Below are 14,562 nucleotides of genomic sequence, written 5' to 3' on the forward strand. Positions count from 1 at the left end.
ATCCGACTTGAACATTGTTCAAATCGGTGCTATCCAGTTGGAACAGCTGGGGGCAAGGATGAAATTTCCGACGAGTTTGATTATTGTGCTGGTCAACACCGCGATCCTGTTCGCGGTGAATATCTGGGTCTACGCGCAGGGTGGTTCACCCTCCAGCTACTCCCTGATCTGGGACGCTATCGTCGCTTCTGGCTGGTGGCTCGGGACGGTTACCGTCATCGCCATATGCCTGGGGGTGGTCGCGCTCGCCGAAAAGGGACCACGCCGTCAGCTCGCCCCCTTTGCCTGGGGCTTCCTCATCTCTTTGCCGATACTGGTGGTCGCCTTTTTACCCGCCTGGTTCGCCGGCATTGAGATCGGCGGCAAACTGTCCGGGTATTAATCGTCCGACAGACAGCTGTGTCCACCGCGCAGGTCCTGTACCCACAGCGGTTCGGTGTAGCGATCGCCGACGCGGAAGCCCGGGGCGCAGTTCAGCGGGCTGCCCGAAGCGTCTCGCGCGCCGTCGGACATATCCAGCGACAGGCCGAACGACTGCGACGTGCCACCGCGACGGCCGTAGCCCTGACCGTAATAATCGCGACGGCCATAGCCCGGGTAACCGTCATAGCCATAGCCCCAGCCGCCGTTTTCGCCATAGTCTGTCTGACTGTAGGACAGGCCCAGCAGGCCGTCGTCGCCGACCGGGATCAGGGTATAGACATAGCCGCTGCGGTAGCCGCCGGTGCCGATGCTGACCCCGGCGCCGCCGTGGATCTTGCGTTTGCCGTCACCGTCGCTGTCGCCCCAGAGACCTTCGCCGCGAGCTTCGCGTTCGATCTTCGGCGCATGATTCAGCCAGGCGATGATCTGATCGTCGGTGGTGATGGGTTTCGCGGTCGTGTCGGTGGTTCCGGTCGCAGCGATCTCCGCCTGGCTCGGCAGCTTGGCGCGGGTATTGGCCGAGACCAGTTCATCACTGTCCTGCGCCAGGGCGGCGCACGGCAGGGCCAGCATCAGGCCGACAGCAAGGACAAGACGGGACGCAACCATGAACAGGACCTCCGATCCGGCCACCATGGACCGGGTCTGTATCCGAATTATGGCCGGACTGTATCCGATGTGCAAGCCGCGCATTTTTGATCTAAGGTGACGGCAAGAGGCCCGCCATGAAGTTCGACACCACCCTGCTCCAGCCCGAAGGCCGCTCGGTCACCGGCATCGTCGTTCCGCCCGAAGCGGTCGAGTCGCTGGGCGCCGGCAAGAAGCCGCCCGTCGCCGTCACGGTCAATGGCTATGCCTATCGCACGACCGTCGCGGTCATGGGCGGCAAGTATATGATCCCCTTCGCGTCCGAGCACCGCGCCGCCTCCGGCATCCAGGGCGGCGACGCCATCGCGGTCGAGATCGTGCTCGACACCGCGCCGCGGGTGGTCGAAATCCCGGACGACTTCCAGGCCGCCCTGGACGCCGCCGGGGTCGACGAGGCCTTCGACAAGCTGGCCTTCAGCCACCGCAAGGAACATGTCCGCGCCATCGAGGATGCGAAAACACCCGAAACCCGCGCCCGCCGCATCGACAAGGCAATCGCCGTGCTGATGGGCAAATAGCCATGACACAGGGGGCAAACATGACTCAGGGCTACCGTTGGCTGGCGCTGGATATACTGCGCGGCCTGTCCATCATCTTCATGCTGCTGAACCTCAATCCCGGTGCCTGGGACCAACAGTTCGGCTTTCTGGTCCATGCCAAGTGGGAAGGCGGCACCTTTATCGACATGGTGGCGCCGGTCTTCCTGTTCTGTATCGGCGTCGCCATTCCTCTGTCGCTGCGGCGGCGGATCGAGGCTGGCGAAAGCAACGGCCAAATGGCGAAACATATTCTGATCCGTGCCGGTATCCTGGTGCTGCTGGGGTTGTTCCTCAATGCCTATCCGGCCTTCGACTGGGCCCATATGCGCATTCCGGGCGTGCTGCAGCGGATCGGGGTCTGCTACGGCGCGGTCGCCCTGTTCGTGCTGTTCACCGCCCGCCGCGACAATGGCTTCCGGCTGAACGCCACGGCGGTCGGCATTGCCTTTGCCGTGGTCCTGCTGTCGTGGGCGGCGCTGCTGCTGTTCGTCCCGGTCCCTGGTTTCGGGGCGCCGCGCTTCGATCCAGTGGGAAGCTGGCCGGCCTATGTCGACCGCCTGCTGCTGACCACCGATCACATGTTTCCGTGGTGGCCGGTCGACGGCAAGGTGGTGTTCGATCCCGACGGCCTGCTCAGCACCTGGCCGGTGTGCGCCAATGTCCTGTTCGGCGCCCTGGTCGGCCATGGCCGCATGACCGGGATCAAGGCGCCGGTGCTGAAGATGCTGTTGGCCGGCGGCCTGCTGATGGCAGCGGCCATCGGCCTGAATGCGGTGGTCCCGATCATCAAGAACATCTGGACGCCGACCTTCGCCCTGTTCACCACGGGCTTTGCCCTGCTGTCGCTGGGCATATTGACCGTGCTGGTCGAAAAGCTGAAAGCGGGACCGGCCTTATTCCCGGCCCAGGTCTACGGTTCCAATCCTCTGCTAGCCTATATGCTGAGTTTCCTGGTGGCGCCGTTAATCGATCTGAACTGGCTGAAGCCTCCGGCAGTATCGCTGCGTGGCGCCGGCCAGGCGCTCTTTGCCCAGGCCTTCGAGCCGAAACTGGCGTCTCTGTGTTTCGCCCTGGTGATGGTGACGGCGATCTTCGTGCCGCTGTGGGTGTGCTGGCGGAACAAATGGTTCCTGAAACTATAGGAACGGCCGCCCGGCCAGGGCTTCGGTAAAGGTCCAGAGGCAGAAGGCGGTGTAGGCGACGGTCCCGGCGATCACGGCGCTCCAGCGCAGAACAGGCGGCAGACCGCCCACCAAAAGCGCACCCAGAGGCAAGACCTGATGGATATGCAGGCTGAAGAAGTGCGCCACCCGAAGGTCGCCGCCGGCGCGGTTCCAGCCGAACAGCGGAAAGCTGCCGCCAACGGCGCCGACGGAATGGCCTTCGGTCATCGACATATAACCCGCCGTAACAACCACCAGGATCACCGAAAACATCGGCGCCACCGCCAGGGCGAAGCGCATGTGCCCGGGCGTTCCGGCTACCGGATGGCGCACGATCTCATAGGCCACCGGCACCAAGGTCAGCATGATCGTCACCGCCGCCACACCCATCAGGGTGTACATAAGCCCGTGAAAAGCGTCGGACACAAAGAAATGCGACGGTTGCGCCTGGGCGGCCTGGAAGACGATATAGCCGAGTTCGAACGCTGCCGGCGCGATCAGGCCCCACTGGACAAACGCCATAGGCCATTTCGATTGCCGCTGCGGCTGGACGAAGTGCAGGTATACGGCCTGGGTCGCGGCGAAGATGGCCAGGGACAGGGCGAACTTGGCCGGTTTGATCCAGACATTTATGCCCTCAACCAGGCGGAAATCGAAAGCCTGGGCGACTGAGAAGGCGAGGAAACAGGCAGCGAGAACGACCGCTGTGGCCGTCAGGGTTTTCTGGGCGGAGGTCATGTCACGCCACTTTCGAACCGAAGGCGCGCAGGACGACGTAGAGCAACAGGCCAGCGGGACCGAACATGAAGGTCAGGCCCAGGCACGGCACGATCAGCCAGCCATTAACGCGGCGTTCGGCGCTGTCCTCGACGATCCAGGCGCCGACGAACAGGTCGAAGGCCAGGTAGTGCAGCCAACCCGCCGTCAGGGCGAAGTCGTTGGCAAACAGGGCCTTGACCTGGGCCAGGGAAGAATAGCCGCCATTCGTGAAGGCATCGCGTCCCATGATCATCAGGCCGATATAGGCGGCGCCGAACACGATGGCCGCGGTCAGCCGCACCAGGGTGACCGAGCGGCTGCGGAACGGCCGGACGGCCAGCCCCGCGATCAGCACGGCCCAACCGGCCATGGCCAGCAGGTTTCCAAGGTTGAACAGGGTTTCGGGCATGTTATCCTCCTGATTGCGCCGACCATCTAATCACTGTATAGATGACGCATAAAGCACAATCTAAACACCGTCAAGTTAAATCTTAACACTGTTAAAATGCCACCCAAACCCTATCACCATGGCGACCTGCGCCAGGCCCTTATCGACGCCACCGAAGAGATTCTGACCGAACGCGGTATGGAGGGCTTTTCGATGCGCGAAGCCGCCCGGCGCGCAGGCGTGTCTCCGGCGGCACCAGCGCACCATTTCGGCGATGCCCGCGGCCTGCTGACCGCCGTGGCGACCGGGGCCTTCCTCGACCTGCAGGAGGCTTTGCGTGCCGCCAATGCGCAGGGTGGCGAGAGCAAGCCGCTTCACGCCCAGGGCCGCGCCTATATCGACTTTGGCCTTGCCAACCCGGCCCGCTTCGATCTGATGTGGCGATGCGAAGCATTGAACCGCGGCGATCCGGCCTATTTGGCAGCCAGCGCCGGCGCCTTCTCTCTGCTGCACGAAGCGGTGACCGGCCTCCCGGTCCGTCCGGAGCAGCTTTGCGATGACAACAAACCGGGTATCGATGTCCGCGCCGTTTCGGCGTGGTCTTTGGTCCACGGTTTCACCACCCTGGCCCGCCAGGGCAATGTCGATCCCCACATGCCCGGGCTGATTGACGGGGTGTTGGCCGCGCTGGCGGTGTAACCTTGCCGACGGGCGAAAATACCGCCATGAGAGGTTTATGCTCGCGCGCCTGACACAGTATCCCTGGCTGACCGCCGTCGTCATCGGCATGACGGTGTTGCGCCTGATCACGGCGTCCCAGGTCGGGCTGGTGCCGGACGAAGCCTATTACTGGCTGTGGGCCCAGCATCCCGACCTCGGCTATTACGATCACCCGCCGATGGTGGCGTGGTGGATCATGGCCACTACCAATTATTTTTTCGATTCCGGCTTTTTTGTCCGGTTAAGTTTCGTCTTGAGTTTCCTGGGGTTGTCATGGCTGACGTATGACTCTGCGCGGGTGCTGTTTGACACCGCTATCGCCCGGCGCGCTGTGTTGTGGCTGAATGCCTGCCTGCTGCTCAGCATAGGTTCGGTCGTCGCAACACCCGACCCGCCGTCGGTGTTGATGTGGGCCGGTGGACTTTGGGCGCTGGCGCGGCTGCTAACCTCCAACAAGGGCTGGTGGTGGCTGGTCTTCGGCCTGTTCGCTGGCCTGGGCGTCGAAGCCAAGTACACCAACCTGTTCCTGGGCCTGGGCGTCGCTGCCTGGATGGTGATGGACAAGCCGGCACGCCGGTGGCTGCTGACGCCGTGGCCGTATCTCGGCGGCCTGGTGGCCTTGGCGGCGATGGCGCCGAACCTGATGTGGAACCTGAACCACGATTGGACGACCGTCGAAAAGCAGTTCGGCCGTATCGGCGCGCAGGATTTCACGCTGAAGTTCCTGATCGAATTCATCCTGTCGCAGCCCCTGCTGCTCAATCCGCTGATCTTCGTGTTTGCGGCCCTTGGCGTACTGGCAGCCTTTCAGAACAGCGAATCGCGCCTGAAACTGCTGGTCGCCCTGCCCCTGCCGCTGTTCGCCTACCTGCTGGTCCACGTCTTTCACGACCGCATCCAGGGCAACTGGACCGCGCCGGTGTTTCCCGGGCTTGTGTTGCTGGGCGCGGTCGTCGCAGAGGGGATCGAGGGTAAAGGCTGGAACCGCGCGCGCTGGCTGGCGGCGCCGCTGGGGATCGCCCTGAGTGTGGGGGCACTGGTGTTCCTGGCCCTGACGCCTCGCTTGCCCGGCATGGGCGGTCTCTCGGAGGGATGGCAACGACTCGCCAATGAAATTCCGCGTCACCCAGGACCTCGGGTGAAGTGGATCGCGACCACCGATTATAACACCCACGCCGAACTGGCATATGTCGGCAAACAGTCGGTGTATTACAATCCCGAACCTTTTTTTCCCTTGGCATGCTGCAGTTTTCATTGGATGCAGCCGACTCTGTACGCCATGGCCGAACGCGAACGCTACCCCTGGCAAAGCTCGCCACCGGCCGGGCAGTCTAAGGGTTTTCCGTGGCAAGGCCCGCCGCCTGAAGGGCTGGCCCTGATCGTGGTCGCTGCCGACAAACCGGTCGATATCGGCAAGTGTTTTTCCAAGGTCCAGGACGTCGGCACAGCGTCACGCACCGAAAAGCCCGGCAAGAAGTCGAGCTATCGATTGTATACGGGGACTTTGAAAGATCCAAACTGCGACCTGGCGGATTAGATCTCCGCCAGCCGTTCACGCAGGAATTCGCGCTGAGCTTCATGCTGGCTGAGACCGACGGCGCGTTCATAGGCCGTTCGCGCCTCGTCCGGCCGGCCCAGGGTTTTCAGCACGTGGCCGCGCGCTACCCACCACGGCTGATAGTCTTTCAGCCGCACCGTATCCAGCCCGTCCAGCACCGCCAGCCCGTCAGCGGCCCGGCCGTCCTCGGTCAGGGCAACGGCGTAGTTGGTCCATGCCGCCAACGACGGCGCGATCTTCAACAGGGCCTCGTACAGACCGATAACCCCTTTCCAGTCCGAACCGCCCGCCACCGCGCTGCGGACGTGGACCGACTGGATCAGGGCTTCGAGCTGGAACCGGCCCGGTGTGCGCCTGGTTCCGGCGGCGTTCAGCATGCGGTTGGCAACTTCGATCCGACCCCAGTCCCATAACGCGAAATCCTGGTCGCCGAGGCGAACATAGCGGCCGCCGACATAGTGGGCCGCCTTGCGCGCCTGGCAATACAGCATCAGGGCCAGCAGCCCGTTTAGTTCCGGCGTCAGTGGCACCAGGCCATGCAAGGCCAGGCCCAGGTCGATCGCTTCGTCGGCCAGGCCGCGCCCCTCGCCGCCGTCGAAATCCACCCAGCCCAGGCCATAGGTAGCATAGATGGCATTGAGCAGGGCCGGCAGGCGCGCGGCATAGGCGTCGCTATCGGGCACTTCGAAAGCGATGCCGGCGTCGCGGATCTTGGTCTTGGCGCGGCTGAGGCGCTGGCCCATGGCCGACGGTTTGACCAGGAAGCTGGAAGCGATGCGTTCGGCCGAAAGGCCCAGAACGGTCTGCAGCATCAGCGGCGTTCGGACCGTTTCGTCGATCGCCGGATGGGTGCAGACGAACATCAGCTTCAGCCGGTCATCGGGAAAAACCGGCTCGTTGGTATTTCTTTCCTGCATGAGAAGCTCCACGGTGGCTTCGGCTTCGCTGCGCACCCTGGCGCGGCGCCAGGAATCTTTCAGGCGGTTGCGGGCAATGACCAGCAGCCAGGCTTCCGGCCGGTCGGGTACGCCGCGGACGGGCCAGACCTCCAGGGCCCGCAGGAACGCGGCCGCCAGCGCCTCTTCGGCGGCCGCGATGTCGCGCGTCCGGGCGGCGAGATAGGCGACCAGCCGGCCATAGGCCGTCCGGGCAGCCTTTTCCGCTTCGGTGCGCGCGTCCATCCTACATCTCGAGTTGCGGGCGAACTTCGACGCAGCAACCGGCTCTGACCGGCACGCGGGCGGCCCATTTCAGGGCTTCATCGAGGCTGGGGACGTCGATCAGATAGAAGCCGCCCAGCATTTCTCGGATCTCGGCGAAGGGGCCATCCTGAACGGTGTGGTCTCCGTCGCCGATACGCACGGTGGTGGCGGTGTCGGGTCCCTGCAGCCCGGCGCCGCCGGTCATGACGCCGGCATCGATCAGGGTCTGGGTAAAGGCCGGCCAGGCGGCGGCGTAGTCCGGATCGTTGCGGTACGCGTCCCAATCTTCGGCGTGTTCATAGATCAGCAGAGCGTATTTCATGGTCGTGGTTCCTTGTCTGGATGAGCGCTTCAGCGCGGCTCATGACATCGACGCACGACCTTGCCCTATTTCGACAGGGGGCGAAAATTTTTTTGAAACCACGGATGAACACGGGTTTCCGGTCCATCCGTGGTTCAGAATGCTTACGCCAGAACGGCTTCCAGCGAGATCGGCACAGCCGACAAGGCCTTGGACACCGGACAACCGGCCTTGGCACCGGCCGCGATCTCGTCGAACTGATCCTGGGAAATGCCCGGGATGACGGCCGTCAGCTTCAGCTTGATGGCGGTGATCGAGAAACCGCCTTCGCCTGGCTGCAGGTCGACGCTGGCTTCGGTATCGATGCTGGTCGCGGTAAAGCCGGCATTGGCCAGGGCAAAGGCCAGGGCCATCGAGAAACAACCCGAATGGGCGGCGGCGATCAGTTCTTCCGGATTGGTGCCGGCCTGGCCGTCAGCGTTTTCGAAACGCAGCTTGAACGAATAGGGCTGGCTGCTGAGTACGCCGCTCTGGGTGGTCAGGGTGCCTTCGCCGGACTTGCCATCGCCTGCCCAGTGGGCTTTCGCGGTACGGATCATGGGATATCTCCTCTCACAGGATAAAAACAGGAAGCGTGGCGGTTGTAGCCACGCCGTCAGATCAGGCAAATAAAGTTTTCGTAGGATTTACCACGCGTGCGGTTGTCGGCGATGGCGGCAACGGCGTCGACCACGACCTCCTTCGCGCCGGTAACCTCTGCGATGTGGGCCCTGATCTGCCCCAGCTGCTCGTCACTCGCCGGGGCGTCGAACACGATTCGCAGGACAAAGCGCTCGAAATTCTCCTGGATCAGCTGACGGTGGGTATGGGCCGCAATCTTCATCAGCTTTACGCCCGAGAGGTTCGGCCAGAACAGGCTGCCGTCCGGACGTTTGAACATGTTGCGCAGACGCCCCGTAACCCGCTCCAGCGACCGCAGGCCCGGCGTCGCCTTATCCGGCTTGCCCCAGATGGCGTAATCGCCCGGCGCATAGCGGATCAGTGGCGTGGCATGGGCATAGTAGGGGGTGATGATCACCGGATGCGGATGGGCGCGCTTCGCGACAGGCGGTTCCTCTATCCACAGGTTTTCCTCGCACACCTTCATGTCGCCCTTCGGCCCCTGGATGGCCACGGGGCCGGCTTCGGAACAGGAATAGAGGTTGATCAGGTGCCCTTTATAGGCCGCACGAATGGCGGTCAGGGTTTCGTCGCGGCAGGTTTCCCCCGTCAGCACGATCGCGTCGACGCCCGACAGGCAAGCGCCACCATCCACCTGCACCCAGCTATGCACGATGTTGGGGTAGGAGATGATCAGGCGCGGCCGGATTTGGGCGACCTCGCGGCATTGATCCGGCGGGGCCAAGGTAAAGTCGACGAAATGCACCGCGCCATGCCGGGTTTTCAAGGGCTCACCGCCTTCGCGGCTGCCGACGTCGCCTGTCACCGCCTTGGACATGGCCACCGGTTTCAGACTTTTCAGGCCGCGCCAGGCCAGGGCGCGTTCGGTCAGGCCTTCCGAGACATAGCGGCTGATGCTGGTGCGTATGAACGGCAGCGGCGTGCCCGTCGAGCCCGTCGTCTGCCCCGGTGACAGCGGCGCCATGAACGCCGGGACCTGCGACGCCGCCAGGCCGAGGCGGTTGGCATAGGCCTCTTCGCGTGTCAGGACCGGAACCTGCTCCCAGCCGGCCATGTCGAACCGGTCGCCGTCGAACAGCGGATCCAGCCGCCCGGTGTCGCGGTAGAAGGGCACCCGCACCCGGGCGTGCCGGCACAGCTTTTCCAGCAGGCCATGCTGATAGGGAACGACCACCTCACGCGGCATGGCCTGCGTCTTCAGGAAGGTCTCGAACATCTGGCGGCCCTGTGGCGTCATGCTTCTCTTGAACTTTCCCCAGGCGGTTGCACAGTGGTGGCCGCGGATGTATGGATAGGCGGTATTTTTCCCCCCGCGTCGTTTTATCCGATTCTTCTGGAGCTCTCCTCCATGTTCAAGACCAAACCCGTATTTCTGTCCACCCTGGCCGTCACAGTCTCCGTGCTGGCCCTGTCCGCGGCTCCCGTCCTGGCCGACGACCTCAGCGGCACCCGTATCGGTGTCCATGCTGGTTATCTGTGGGGCGATATCGAGCCCAGCGGTTTCGATGACTTCGGTGACGACCATATCGAAGGCTACGAATCCGACGCCGAGGTCGGCGGGGTCGAAATCCGCCACGACTGGCAGAATGGCGACACCGTGTTCGGCCTGTACGCCGCCTGGACCGGCACCAATGCCGAAGGCGGCACTACGATCGAAAAGACTACGGTCGATTCCGAAGGCGTCGACATCTCGACCGACCACGGCTTCGATACCGAACTGGGCTGGCTGGCCTCGGCCGGCGGCCGTTTCGGCACAGTGATCAACGGTAATACCCTGATCTATGCCCAAGTCGGCGCCGCTTCCGGCCGGTTGAAGATCATCGAAACCGGCGACGGCGCCGGGGCCGAACGTCATGTTACCGCCTTTGGCTATACCGCCGGCGTCGGCATCGACTATCAGATCAGCGAGCGCTGGTCGGTCGGCATGGCGCTGCAACGCTTCGAACTCAGCGACGTCGAATTCGAGCCGGACGCCTTTGCCGCCGGCAAGATCAAGGTGAAGGGCAATATCGCCACCGCAACCGTCGGCTTCCGATTCTGAATCTGCCGTTTTATCTGTAAAACAGCCTCTATTTGCACACTCCGTCCGGTTCCCAGCCGGACGGAGTGTTGCTTTTTGCGACACGCCCGTGCGGAACGGGCCAGGCGAATGCAAAACTTTGCAAATTTCCGCCGAAGCCGAATATCGTCACAAAACCGAATAAATTAAAGGACTAGATGGACGTGACGGTGGGTAAGCCCTGCCCCGCATAACGCTGTCTGTGGCGCAAAATCATCAGAAATTCAACAAGCGTATAAAATTTCAATGACCGTTGATTTTTGCCCTTTACAGGCCGCGGTCCTTTCGACATCGTTGCAGCTGTAACGCCAGTATAAAAATCGGCCACCTTCACTCCAGGGAGTGTTTCACTCATGAAATCCGTCTTCAAGCGCGCGCTGATCGCCAGCGCGGCTCTTACTGTTACGTCTTTAGGCCTCGCCGCCCCGGCCTTCGCCCAGGACTCCGCCCCCGAAGCCGCGGCTGCGGACGACGGCGTCGTGGTCGTCACCGCCCGCCGCCGTGACGAAACCCTGAAAGCCGTCCCCATTGCCGTAAGTTCCTTTACGGCCGAAAAGCTGGGCCGTACCGGTGCGCCCGACATTACCTCGCTGCAACAGCAGACGCCCAACCTGACGCTTCAGGTCGCCCGCGGCTCCAACTCGACCCTGATCGCCTTTATCCGCGGCGTCGGCCAGCAGGATCCGCTGTGGGGCTTCGAGCCCGGCGTTGGCCTCTATGTCGACGACGTCTATATCGCCCGCCCGCAAGGCGCCGTGCTCGACATCTATGACATCCAGCGCATCGAAGTGCTGCGCGGGCCGCAAGGCACGCTGTACGGCCGCAACACCATCGGCGGCGCGGTCAAGTATGTCACCAAGCCGTTGGGTCATGAGACGGCCCTCACCGCCAAGGCGGTCCTGGGTTCGTACAACAACCAGGATATCACCCTGTCCGGTGCCCTGCCGCTGGGCGACACCTTCACGGTCGGCGCCGCGGTGGCCAGCCTGAAGCATGACGGCTACGGCACGAACCTGAACACAGGCGCCGAGCACTACAATAAGGACGTCCTGGCTTACCGCCTCAGCGCCGACTGGACCCCGACGGACGACTTCACCGCCCGTTTCAATTACGACAACTACACCGACAACTCGGCGCCGCGCCACGGCCACCGCGAAACGACCGCCAAGAACGCCTTCGGCGGTACGCTCTATACCGGCGCCAATGCTCATCTCGGCCTGCCGACCGAAAGCATCTACGACACCTATGCCGGCATCGGCGACGACAACAAGGTGGTCAGTGACGGCGCTTCGGCGACGCTGGAGTACCGGGTGAACGACACCTGGACCGTCAAGTCGATCACCGCCGTGCGCAAGGGCCATACCGACACCGTTATCGACTTCGACGGCACGCCGCGCGATGCCCTGGACGTGCAGGCCTATTACGGCGACAGCCAGGCCAGCCAGGAATTCCAGGTCCTCTATTCGGGCGAACACTGGAGCACGGTCGCCGGTCTCTACTACCTCAATAGCACGGCCGAAGGCGCCTTCGACACCCGCCTGGGCACCTATGACGCCTATGCCGCGCTGGGGCCGATCTATGCCAAGTTCGCCAACGGCCTGACCGCTTTGACCGCCGGCAAGGTCCGCACCCAGTCGTGGGCGGCCTTCTTCGACTCATCGATCCGCGTCAACGACAAGCTCAGCTTCTCGGTCGGCGGCCGCTATACCGAGGACCACAAGACCGGCTCGGTGTATAAGGCCAACTATTACGGCCGCCGCAGCCCGGCCTTCGGCGGCACCACCTTCCTGACCGCCAGTCCGGACCTGAAGACAAGTTACGCCAACGACCGCACCTTCTCAGCCTTCACGCCGCGGGTGTCGGTGTCCTACAACTTCACCGGCGACCTGACCGGCTATGTGTCGGCGTCCAGCGGCTTCAAATCCGGCGGCTTCGACATGCGTGGTGACGCCTCGGTCACCCCCAGCACGGTCAACGGCTACAAGCCGGAATATGTCGTCACCCAGGAAATCGGCCTGAAGGGGTCGATGTTCGGCAAGCGTCTGAACTTCGCCGCCGACATCTTCTCGTCGAAATATACCGACGTGCAGATCACCCGCCAGACCACGGTCGGCAGCACGGTGGCCTCGCAGGTCGAAAACGCCGGCAAGGCCCATATGAGCGGCGCCGAGTTCGAAGGCACCTTCCGCTTCTCGCCCAACCTGACGGCCTCGGCGACGATCGGCTATATCGACGCCAAGTATGACGAATTCCTCAGCTACAACGTCACCACCGGCGTCACCACCAACATCGCCGGCGCCGCCAAGTTCCAAAACACGCCGGAATGGACCAACAGCTTCGGCCTGACCTGGCGTTCGCAGGTCGCCGGCGGCCAACTGGTGATCGCGCCGCAAGCGTCGTACCGTTCCGACCAGCAGCAGTTCGAATTCGCCCTGCCCGCCCTGGATCAGCCAGCCTTCTGGCTCTACGACCTGGGCGCTTCGTGGACGGCGCCAAGCGGCCATTACAAGGTCGGCGTCTATGGCCGCAACCTGACCGACGAGCAATATCGTGTCGGCGGCTACAACTTCCCGGCCAATGGCTTCGGGAACTCGGTGACAGCCTTCTACGGTCCGCCGAAGACCTTCCTGGTCTCCTTAGAGTACAAGTACTAAATCCTCACGCCTTGACAACTTTCGGCGGCTCATCCCTTGGTGAGCCGCCGTTTTTATAAACGCACAGGAAACATCATGTCCGAAGCGACACCGACCCAGAGCCAGGGCGCACCCGGCCGGCACTTCATCCTGCTCCTGCTGATCCTGGTCTATATTCTCAACTTCCTCGACCGCCAGATCATCAGCATCCTGGCCGTGCCGATCAAGGAGGAGTTCGGCATCAGCGATTCCCAACTGGGCTGGCTGCTGGGCCTGGCCTTCGGTTCGGTCTATTCGGTGCTGGCCATTCCCGCGGCGTGGCTGGCCGACCGGTTTTCGCGCGTCTGGATCATGACCGGGGCCCTGGCCATCTGGTCGGGCTTCACCGCCTTCTGCGGCCTGGCGGCCAATTACGGTCAACTTTTCATTGCGCGTATGGGCGTCGGGGTCGGTGAAGCTGGCGGGGTCGCCCCAGCCTATTCGCTGATTTCGGACATGTTCCCACCGAAATCCCGCGCCCGGGCCCTGGCCATCTATTCCTTCGGCATCCCGGTTGGTGCGGCCGCCGGCGTGCTGTTCGGCGGCATGATCGCCAAGGCGATCGACTGGCGCTACGCCTTCATCATCATCGGAGCGGTCGGGTTGCTGGTCGCGCCCGTGTTCAAGCTGCTGGTCAAGGAGCCGCCGCGACCGGCCAATGCCGTCAAGGCGCCGCCAATCTGGGAAGTCGCCGGCATTGCGTTCAAAAAGCCGTCCTTCTGGCTGTTGTCATTCGGCGCCGGCTGTTCGTCCCTGGTTGGTTACGGCCTGATGGCGTGGTTGCCGTCCTTCCTGGTGCGGTCGTTGAAGTTCGATCTGACCCAGACCTCGCAATATCTGGCCGCTATCCTGTTCTTCGGCGGCGTCGCCGGCATGTTCATGGGCGGTTTTCTAGCCGACAAGCTGGGCCAGAAGTCCAAGGCCGCCTACGCCCTGATCCCGGCTTCGGCCTTTGTGGTGTCGGCACCGCTTTATGCCGTCGGCACCCTGGCAAATGCGCCGGAAGTGACCTTCGTGCTGTTCATGGCCGCCCAGGCCCTGGGTCTGGTGTGGCTGGGGCCGATCCTGACGGCGGTCCAGCACCTGGGGCCGGCGCGGTCGCGCAGCCAGATGTCGGCCCTGTTCCTGTTGATCAACAACCTGATCGGGCTGGGTGTCGGGCCGTACTTTTTCGGCAAGATGTCGGATGTGCTGAAGCCGGAATACGGCACCGACTCGATCAAATGGGCCTTCATCAGCGGCCTGGGCTTTTATGTGCTGGCGGCGCTGCTGCTGGTGCTGGCGTCACGGCAGTTGAAGAAGGACTGGGTGGAATAGGGCAAAAAGAACCCTTCGGCCAGGGGGGAGCCGAAGGGTTCGTTTTCCGATAATCAGGGACGCCCTCTCTGTCCCAAACCCCGGAAATCTCGCGGTAGATCTACGCTTCGTCGTTATCCGGGAACACCGGCA

The 14,562-nt window shown here is 63.1% G+C and carries 16 protein-coding genes; 8 read left to right on the forward strand and 8 right to left on the reverse strand.

The features are described 5' to 3' along the window. Positions 1 to 58 precede the first annotated feature (58 nt). Positions 59 to 382, forward strand: coding sequence for a hypothetical protein (locus ABAC460_RS40925; RefSeq protein ID WP_155914696.1), 324 nt, complete (start codon positions 59 to 61; stop codon positions 380 to 382). Here ABAC460_RS40925 and ABAC460_RS40930 read toward each other — a convergent pair. After that, a complete protein-coding gene (locus tag ABAC460_RS40930; RefSeq protein ID WP_031237131.1) occupies positions 379 to 1,032 on the reverse strand; it encodes a hypothetical protein in 654 nt (217 codons plus the stop codon). The genes ABAC460_RS40925 and ABAC460_RS40930 overlap by 4 nt on opposite strands. A 116-nt stretch (positions 1,033 to 1,148) precedes the next feature. Between ABAC460_RS40930 and ABAC460_RS40935 the strand changes: the two genes are divergently transcribed. Further along, complete coding sequence (locus ABAC460_RS40935) at positions 1,149 to 1,589, forward strand: YdeI/OmpD-associated family protein (RefSeq protein WP_023454591.1); 441 nt, start codon at positions 1,149 to 1,151, stop codon at positions 1,587 to 1,589. Between the two features lie 20 nt (positions 1,590 to 1,609). Continuing rightward, the gene (locus ABAC460_RS40940; RefSeq protein ID WP_023454592.1) at positions 1,610 to 2,752 is read left to right on the forward strand and encodes an acyltransferase family protein; all 1,143 of its coding nucleotides are present in this window, start codon (positions 1,610 to 1,612) and stop codon (positions 2,750 to 2,752) included. Here the strand turns inward: ABAC460_RS40940 and ABAC460_RS40945 are convergent. Together ABAC460_RS40945 and ABAC460_RS40950 are read right to left on the reverse strand one after the other, a co-directional pair. After that, a complete protein-coding gene (locus ABAC460_RS40945) occupies positions 2,747 to 3,511 on the reverse strand; it encodes a hypothetical protein (protein WP_023454593.1) in 765 nt (254 codons plus the stop codon). The two genes, ABAC460_RS40940 and ABAC460_RS40945, sit on opposite strands and share 6 nt — an antisense overlap. A gap of 1 nt (position 3,512) precedes the next feature. Continuing rightward, positions 3,513 to 3,941 carry an ABA4-like family protein gene (locus ABAC460_RS40950; protein ID WP_023454594.1) on the reverse strand — a complete coding sequence of 143 codons (429 nt, stop codon included), beginning with the start codon at positions 3,939 to 3,941 and terminating at the stop codon, positions 3,513 to 3,515. 96 nt (positions 3,942 to 4,037) lie between these two features. Here ABAC460_RS40950 and ABAC460_RS40955 point away from each other — a divergent pair, with 96 nt between their 5' ends. Together ABAC460_RS40955 and ABAC460_RS40960 are read left to right on the forward strand one after the other, a co-directional pair. Beyond that, a complete protein-coding gene (locus ABAC460_RS40955; protein WP_023454595.1) occupies positions 4,038 to 4,619 on the forward strand; it encodes a TetR/AcrR family transcriptional regulator in 582 nt (193 codons plus the stop codon). A gap of 37 nt (positions 4,620 to 4,656) precedes the next feature. Continuing rightward, positions 4,657 to 6,177, forward strand: coding sequence for an ArnT family glycosyltransferase (locus tag ABAC460_RS40960; protein ID WP_023454596.1), 1,521 nt, complete (start codon positions 4,657 to 4,659; stop codon positions 6,175 to 6,177). Here ABAC460_RS40960 and ABAC460_RS40965 read toward each other — a convergent pair. From ABAC460_RS40965 to ABAC460_RS40980, 4 genes are all read right to left on the reverse strand, one after another. Next, entirely contained in the window at positions 6,174 to 7,379 is a 1,206-nt protein-coding gene (locus tag ABAC460_RS40965) for an RNA polymerase sigma factor (RefSeq protein ID WP_023454597.1), read from the reverse strand. The genes ABAC460_RS40960 and ABAC460_RS40965 overlap by 4 nt on opposite strands. Before the next feature lies 1 nt (position 7,380). Next, on the reverse strand, positions 7,381 to 7,722 hold the full coding sequence (locus tag ABAC460_RS40970) for a YciI family protein (protein ID WP_023454598.1): 342 nt from the start codon (positions 7,720 to 7,722) through the stop codon (positions 7,381 to 7,383). Between the two features lie 143 nt (positions 7,723 to 7,865). Continuing rightward, positions 7,866 to 8,300, reverse strand: a complete 435-nt coding sequence (locus ABAC460_RS40975; protein WP_023454599.1) for an OsmC family protein — start codon at positions 8,298 to 8,300, stop codon at positions 7,866 to 7,868. 56 nt (positions 8,301 to 8,356) lie between these two features. Further along, a complete protein-coding gene (locus ABAC460_RS40980) occupies positions 8,357 to 9,619 on the reverse strand; it encodes an AMP-binding protein (RefSeq protein ID WP_023454600.1) in 1,263 nt (420 codons plus the stop codon). 111 nt (positions 9,620 to 9,730) lie between these two features. Between ABAC460_RS40980 and ABAC460_RS40985 the strand changes: the two genes are divergently transcribed. Continuing rightward, a complete protein-coding gene (locus ABAC460_RS40985) occupies positions 9,731 to 10,423 on the forward strand; it encodes an outer membrane protein (RefSeq protein ID WP_023454601.1) in 693 nt (230 codons plus the stop codon). A 172-nt stretch (positions 10,424 to 10,595) separates the two neighbouring features. Here the strand turns inward: ABAC460_RS40985 and ABAC460_RS49880 are convergent, their stop codons facing one another. After that, positions 10,596 to 10,796: a hypothetical protein gene (locus ABAC460_RS49880; RefSeq protein ID WP_155914698.1), complete on the reverse strand. Its 201-nt coding sequence runs from the start codon at positions 10,794 to 10,796 to the stop codon at positions 10,596 to 10,598. On the opposite strand from ABAC460_RS49880, the gene ABAC460_RS40990 reads away from it, so the two are divergent. Both ABAC460_RS40990 and ABAC460_RS40995 read left to right on the forward strand, forming a co-directional pair. Beyond that, complete coding sequence (locus ABAC460_RS40990) at positions 10,795 to 13,095, forward strand: TonB-dependent receptor (protein ID WP_023454602.1); 2,301 nt, start codon at positions 10,795 to 10,797, stop codon at positions 13,093 to 13,095. The two genes, ABAC460_RS49880 and ABAC460_RS40990, sit on opposite strands and share 2 nt — an antisense overlap. Positions 13,096 to 13,170: 75 nt before the next feature. Beyond that, positions 13,171 to 14,430, forward strand: coding sequence for a spinster family MFS transporter (locus tag ABAC460_RS40995; RefSeq protein ID WP_023454603.1), 1,260 nt, complete (start codon positions 13,171 to 13,173; stop codon positions 14,428 to 14,430). Positions 14,431 to 14,562 lie beyond the last annotated feature (132 nt).

Source organism: Asticcacaulis sp. AC460 (genome assembly GCF_000495795.1).
GTDB lineage: Bacteria > Pseudomonadota > Alphaproteobacteria > Caulobacterales > Caulobacteraceae > Asticcacaulis.

Coding starts and splice junctions, on each gene's coding strand:
- ABAC460_RS40925 (WP_155914696.1), top strand. CDS start 59: ATGAAATTTCCGACGAGTTTGATTATTGTGCTGGTCAACACCGCGATC.
- ABAC460_RS49880 (WP_155914698.1), bottom strand. CDS start 10,796: ATGAGTGAAACACTCCCTGGAGTGAAGGTGGCCGATTTTTATACTGGC.
- ABAC460_RS40990 (WP_023454602.1), top strand. CDS start 10,795: ATGAAATCCGTCTTCAAGCGCGCGCTGATCGCCAGCGCGGCTCTTACT.
- ABAC460_RS40980 (WP_023454600.1), bottom strand. CDS start 9,619: ATGACGCCACAGGGCCGCCAGATGTTCGAGACCTTCCTGAAGACGCAG.
- ABAC460_RS40970 (WP_023454598.1), bottom strand. CDS start 7,722: ATGAAATACGCTCTGCTGATCTATGAACACGCCGAAGATTGGGACGCG.
- ABAC460_RS40930 (WP_031237131.1), bottom strand. CDS start 1,032: ATGGTTGCGTCCCGTCTTGTCCTTGCTGTCGGCCTGATGCTGGCCCTG.
- ABAC460_RS40935 (WP_023454591.1), top strand. CDS start 1,149: ATGAAGTTCGACACCACCCTGCTCCAGCCCGAAGGCCGCTCGGTCACC.
- ABAC460_RS40960 (WP_023454596.1), top strand. CDS start 4,657: ATGCTCGCGCGCCTGACACAGTATCCCTGGCTGACCGCCGTCGTCATC.
- ABAC460_RS40975 (WP_023454599.1), bottom strand. CDS start 8,300: ATGATCCGTACCGCGAAAGCCCACTGGGCAGGCGATGGCAAGTCCGGC.
- ABAC460_RS40965 (WP_023454597.1), bottom strand. CDS start 7,379: ATGGACGCGCGCACCGAAGCGGAAAAGGCTGCCCGGACGGCCTATGGC.
- ABAC460_RS40955 (WP_023454595.1), top strand. CDS start 4,038: ATGCCACCCAAACCCTATCACCATGGCGACCTGCGCCAGGCCCTTATC.
- ABAC460_RS40995 (WP_023454603.1), top strand. CDS start 13,171: ATGTCCGAAGCGACACCGACCCAGAGCCAGGGCGCACCCGGCCGGCAC.
- ABAC460_RS40940 (WP_023454592.1), top strand. CDS start 1,610: ATGACTCAGGGCTACCGTTGGCTGGCGCTGGATATACTGCGCGGCCTG.
- ABAC460_RS40945 (WP_023454593.1), bottom strand. CDS start 3,511: ATGACCTCCGCCCAGAAAACCCTGACGGCCACAGCGGTCGTTCTCGCT.
- ABAC460_RS40985 (WP_023454601.1), top strand. CDS start 9,731: ATGTTCAAGACCAAACCCGTATTTCTGTCCACCCTGGCCGTCACAGTC.
- ABAC460_RS40950 (WP_023454594.1), bottom strand. CDS start 3,941: ATGCCCGAAACCCTGTTCAACCTTGGAAACCTGCTGGCCATGGCCGGT.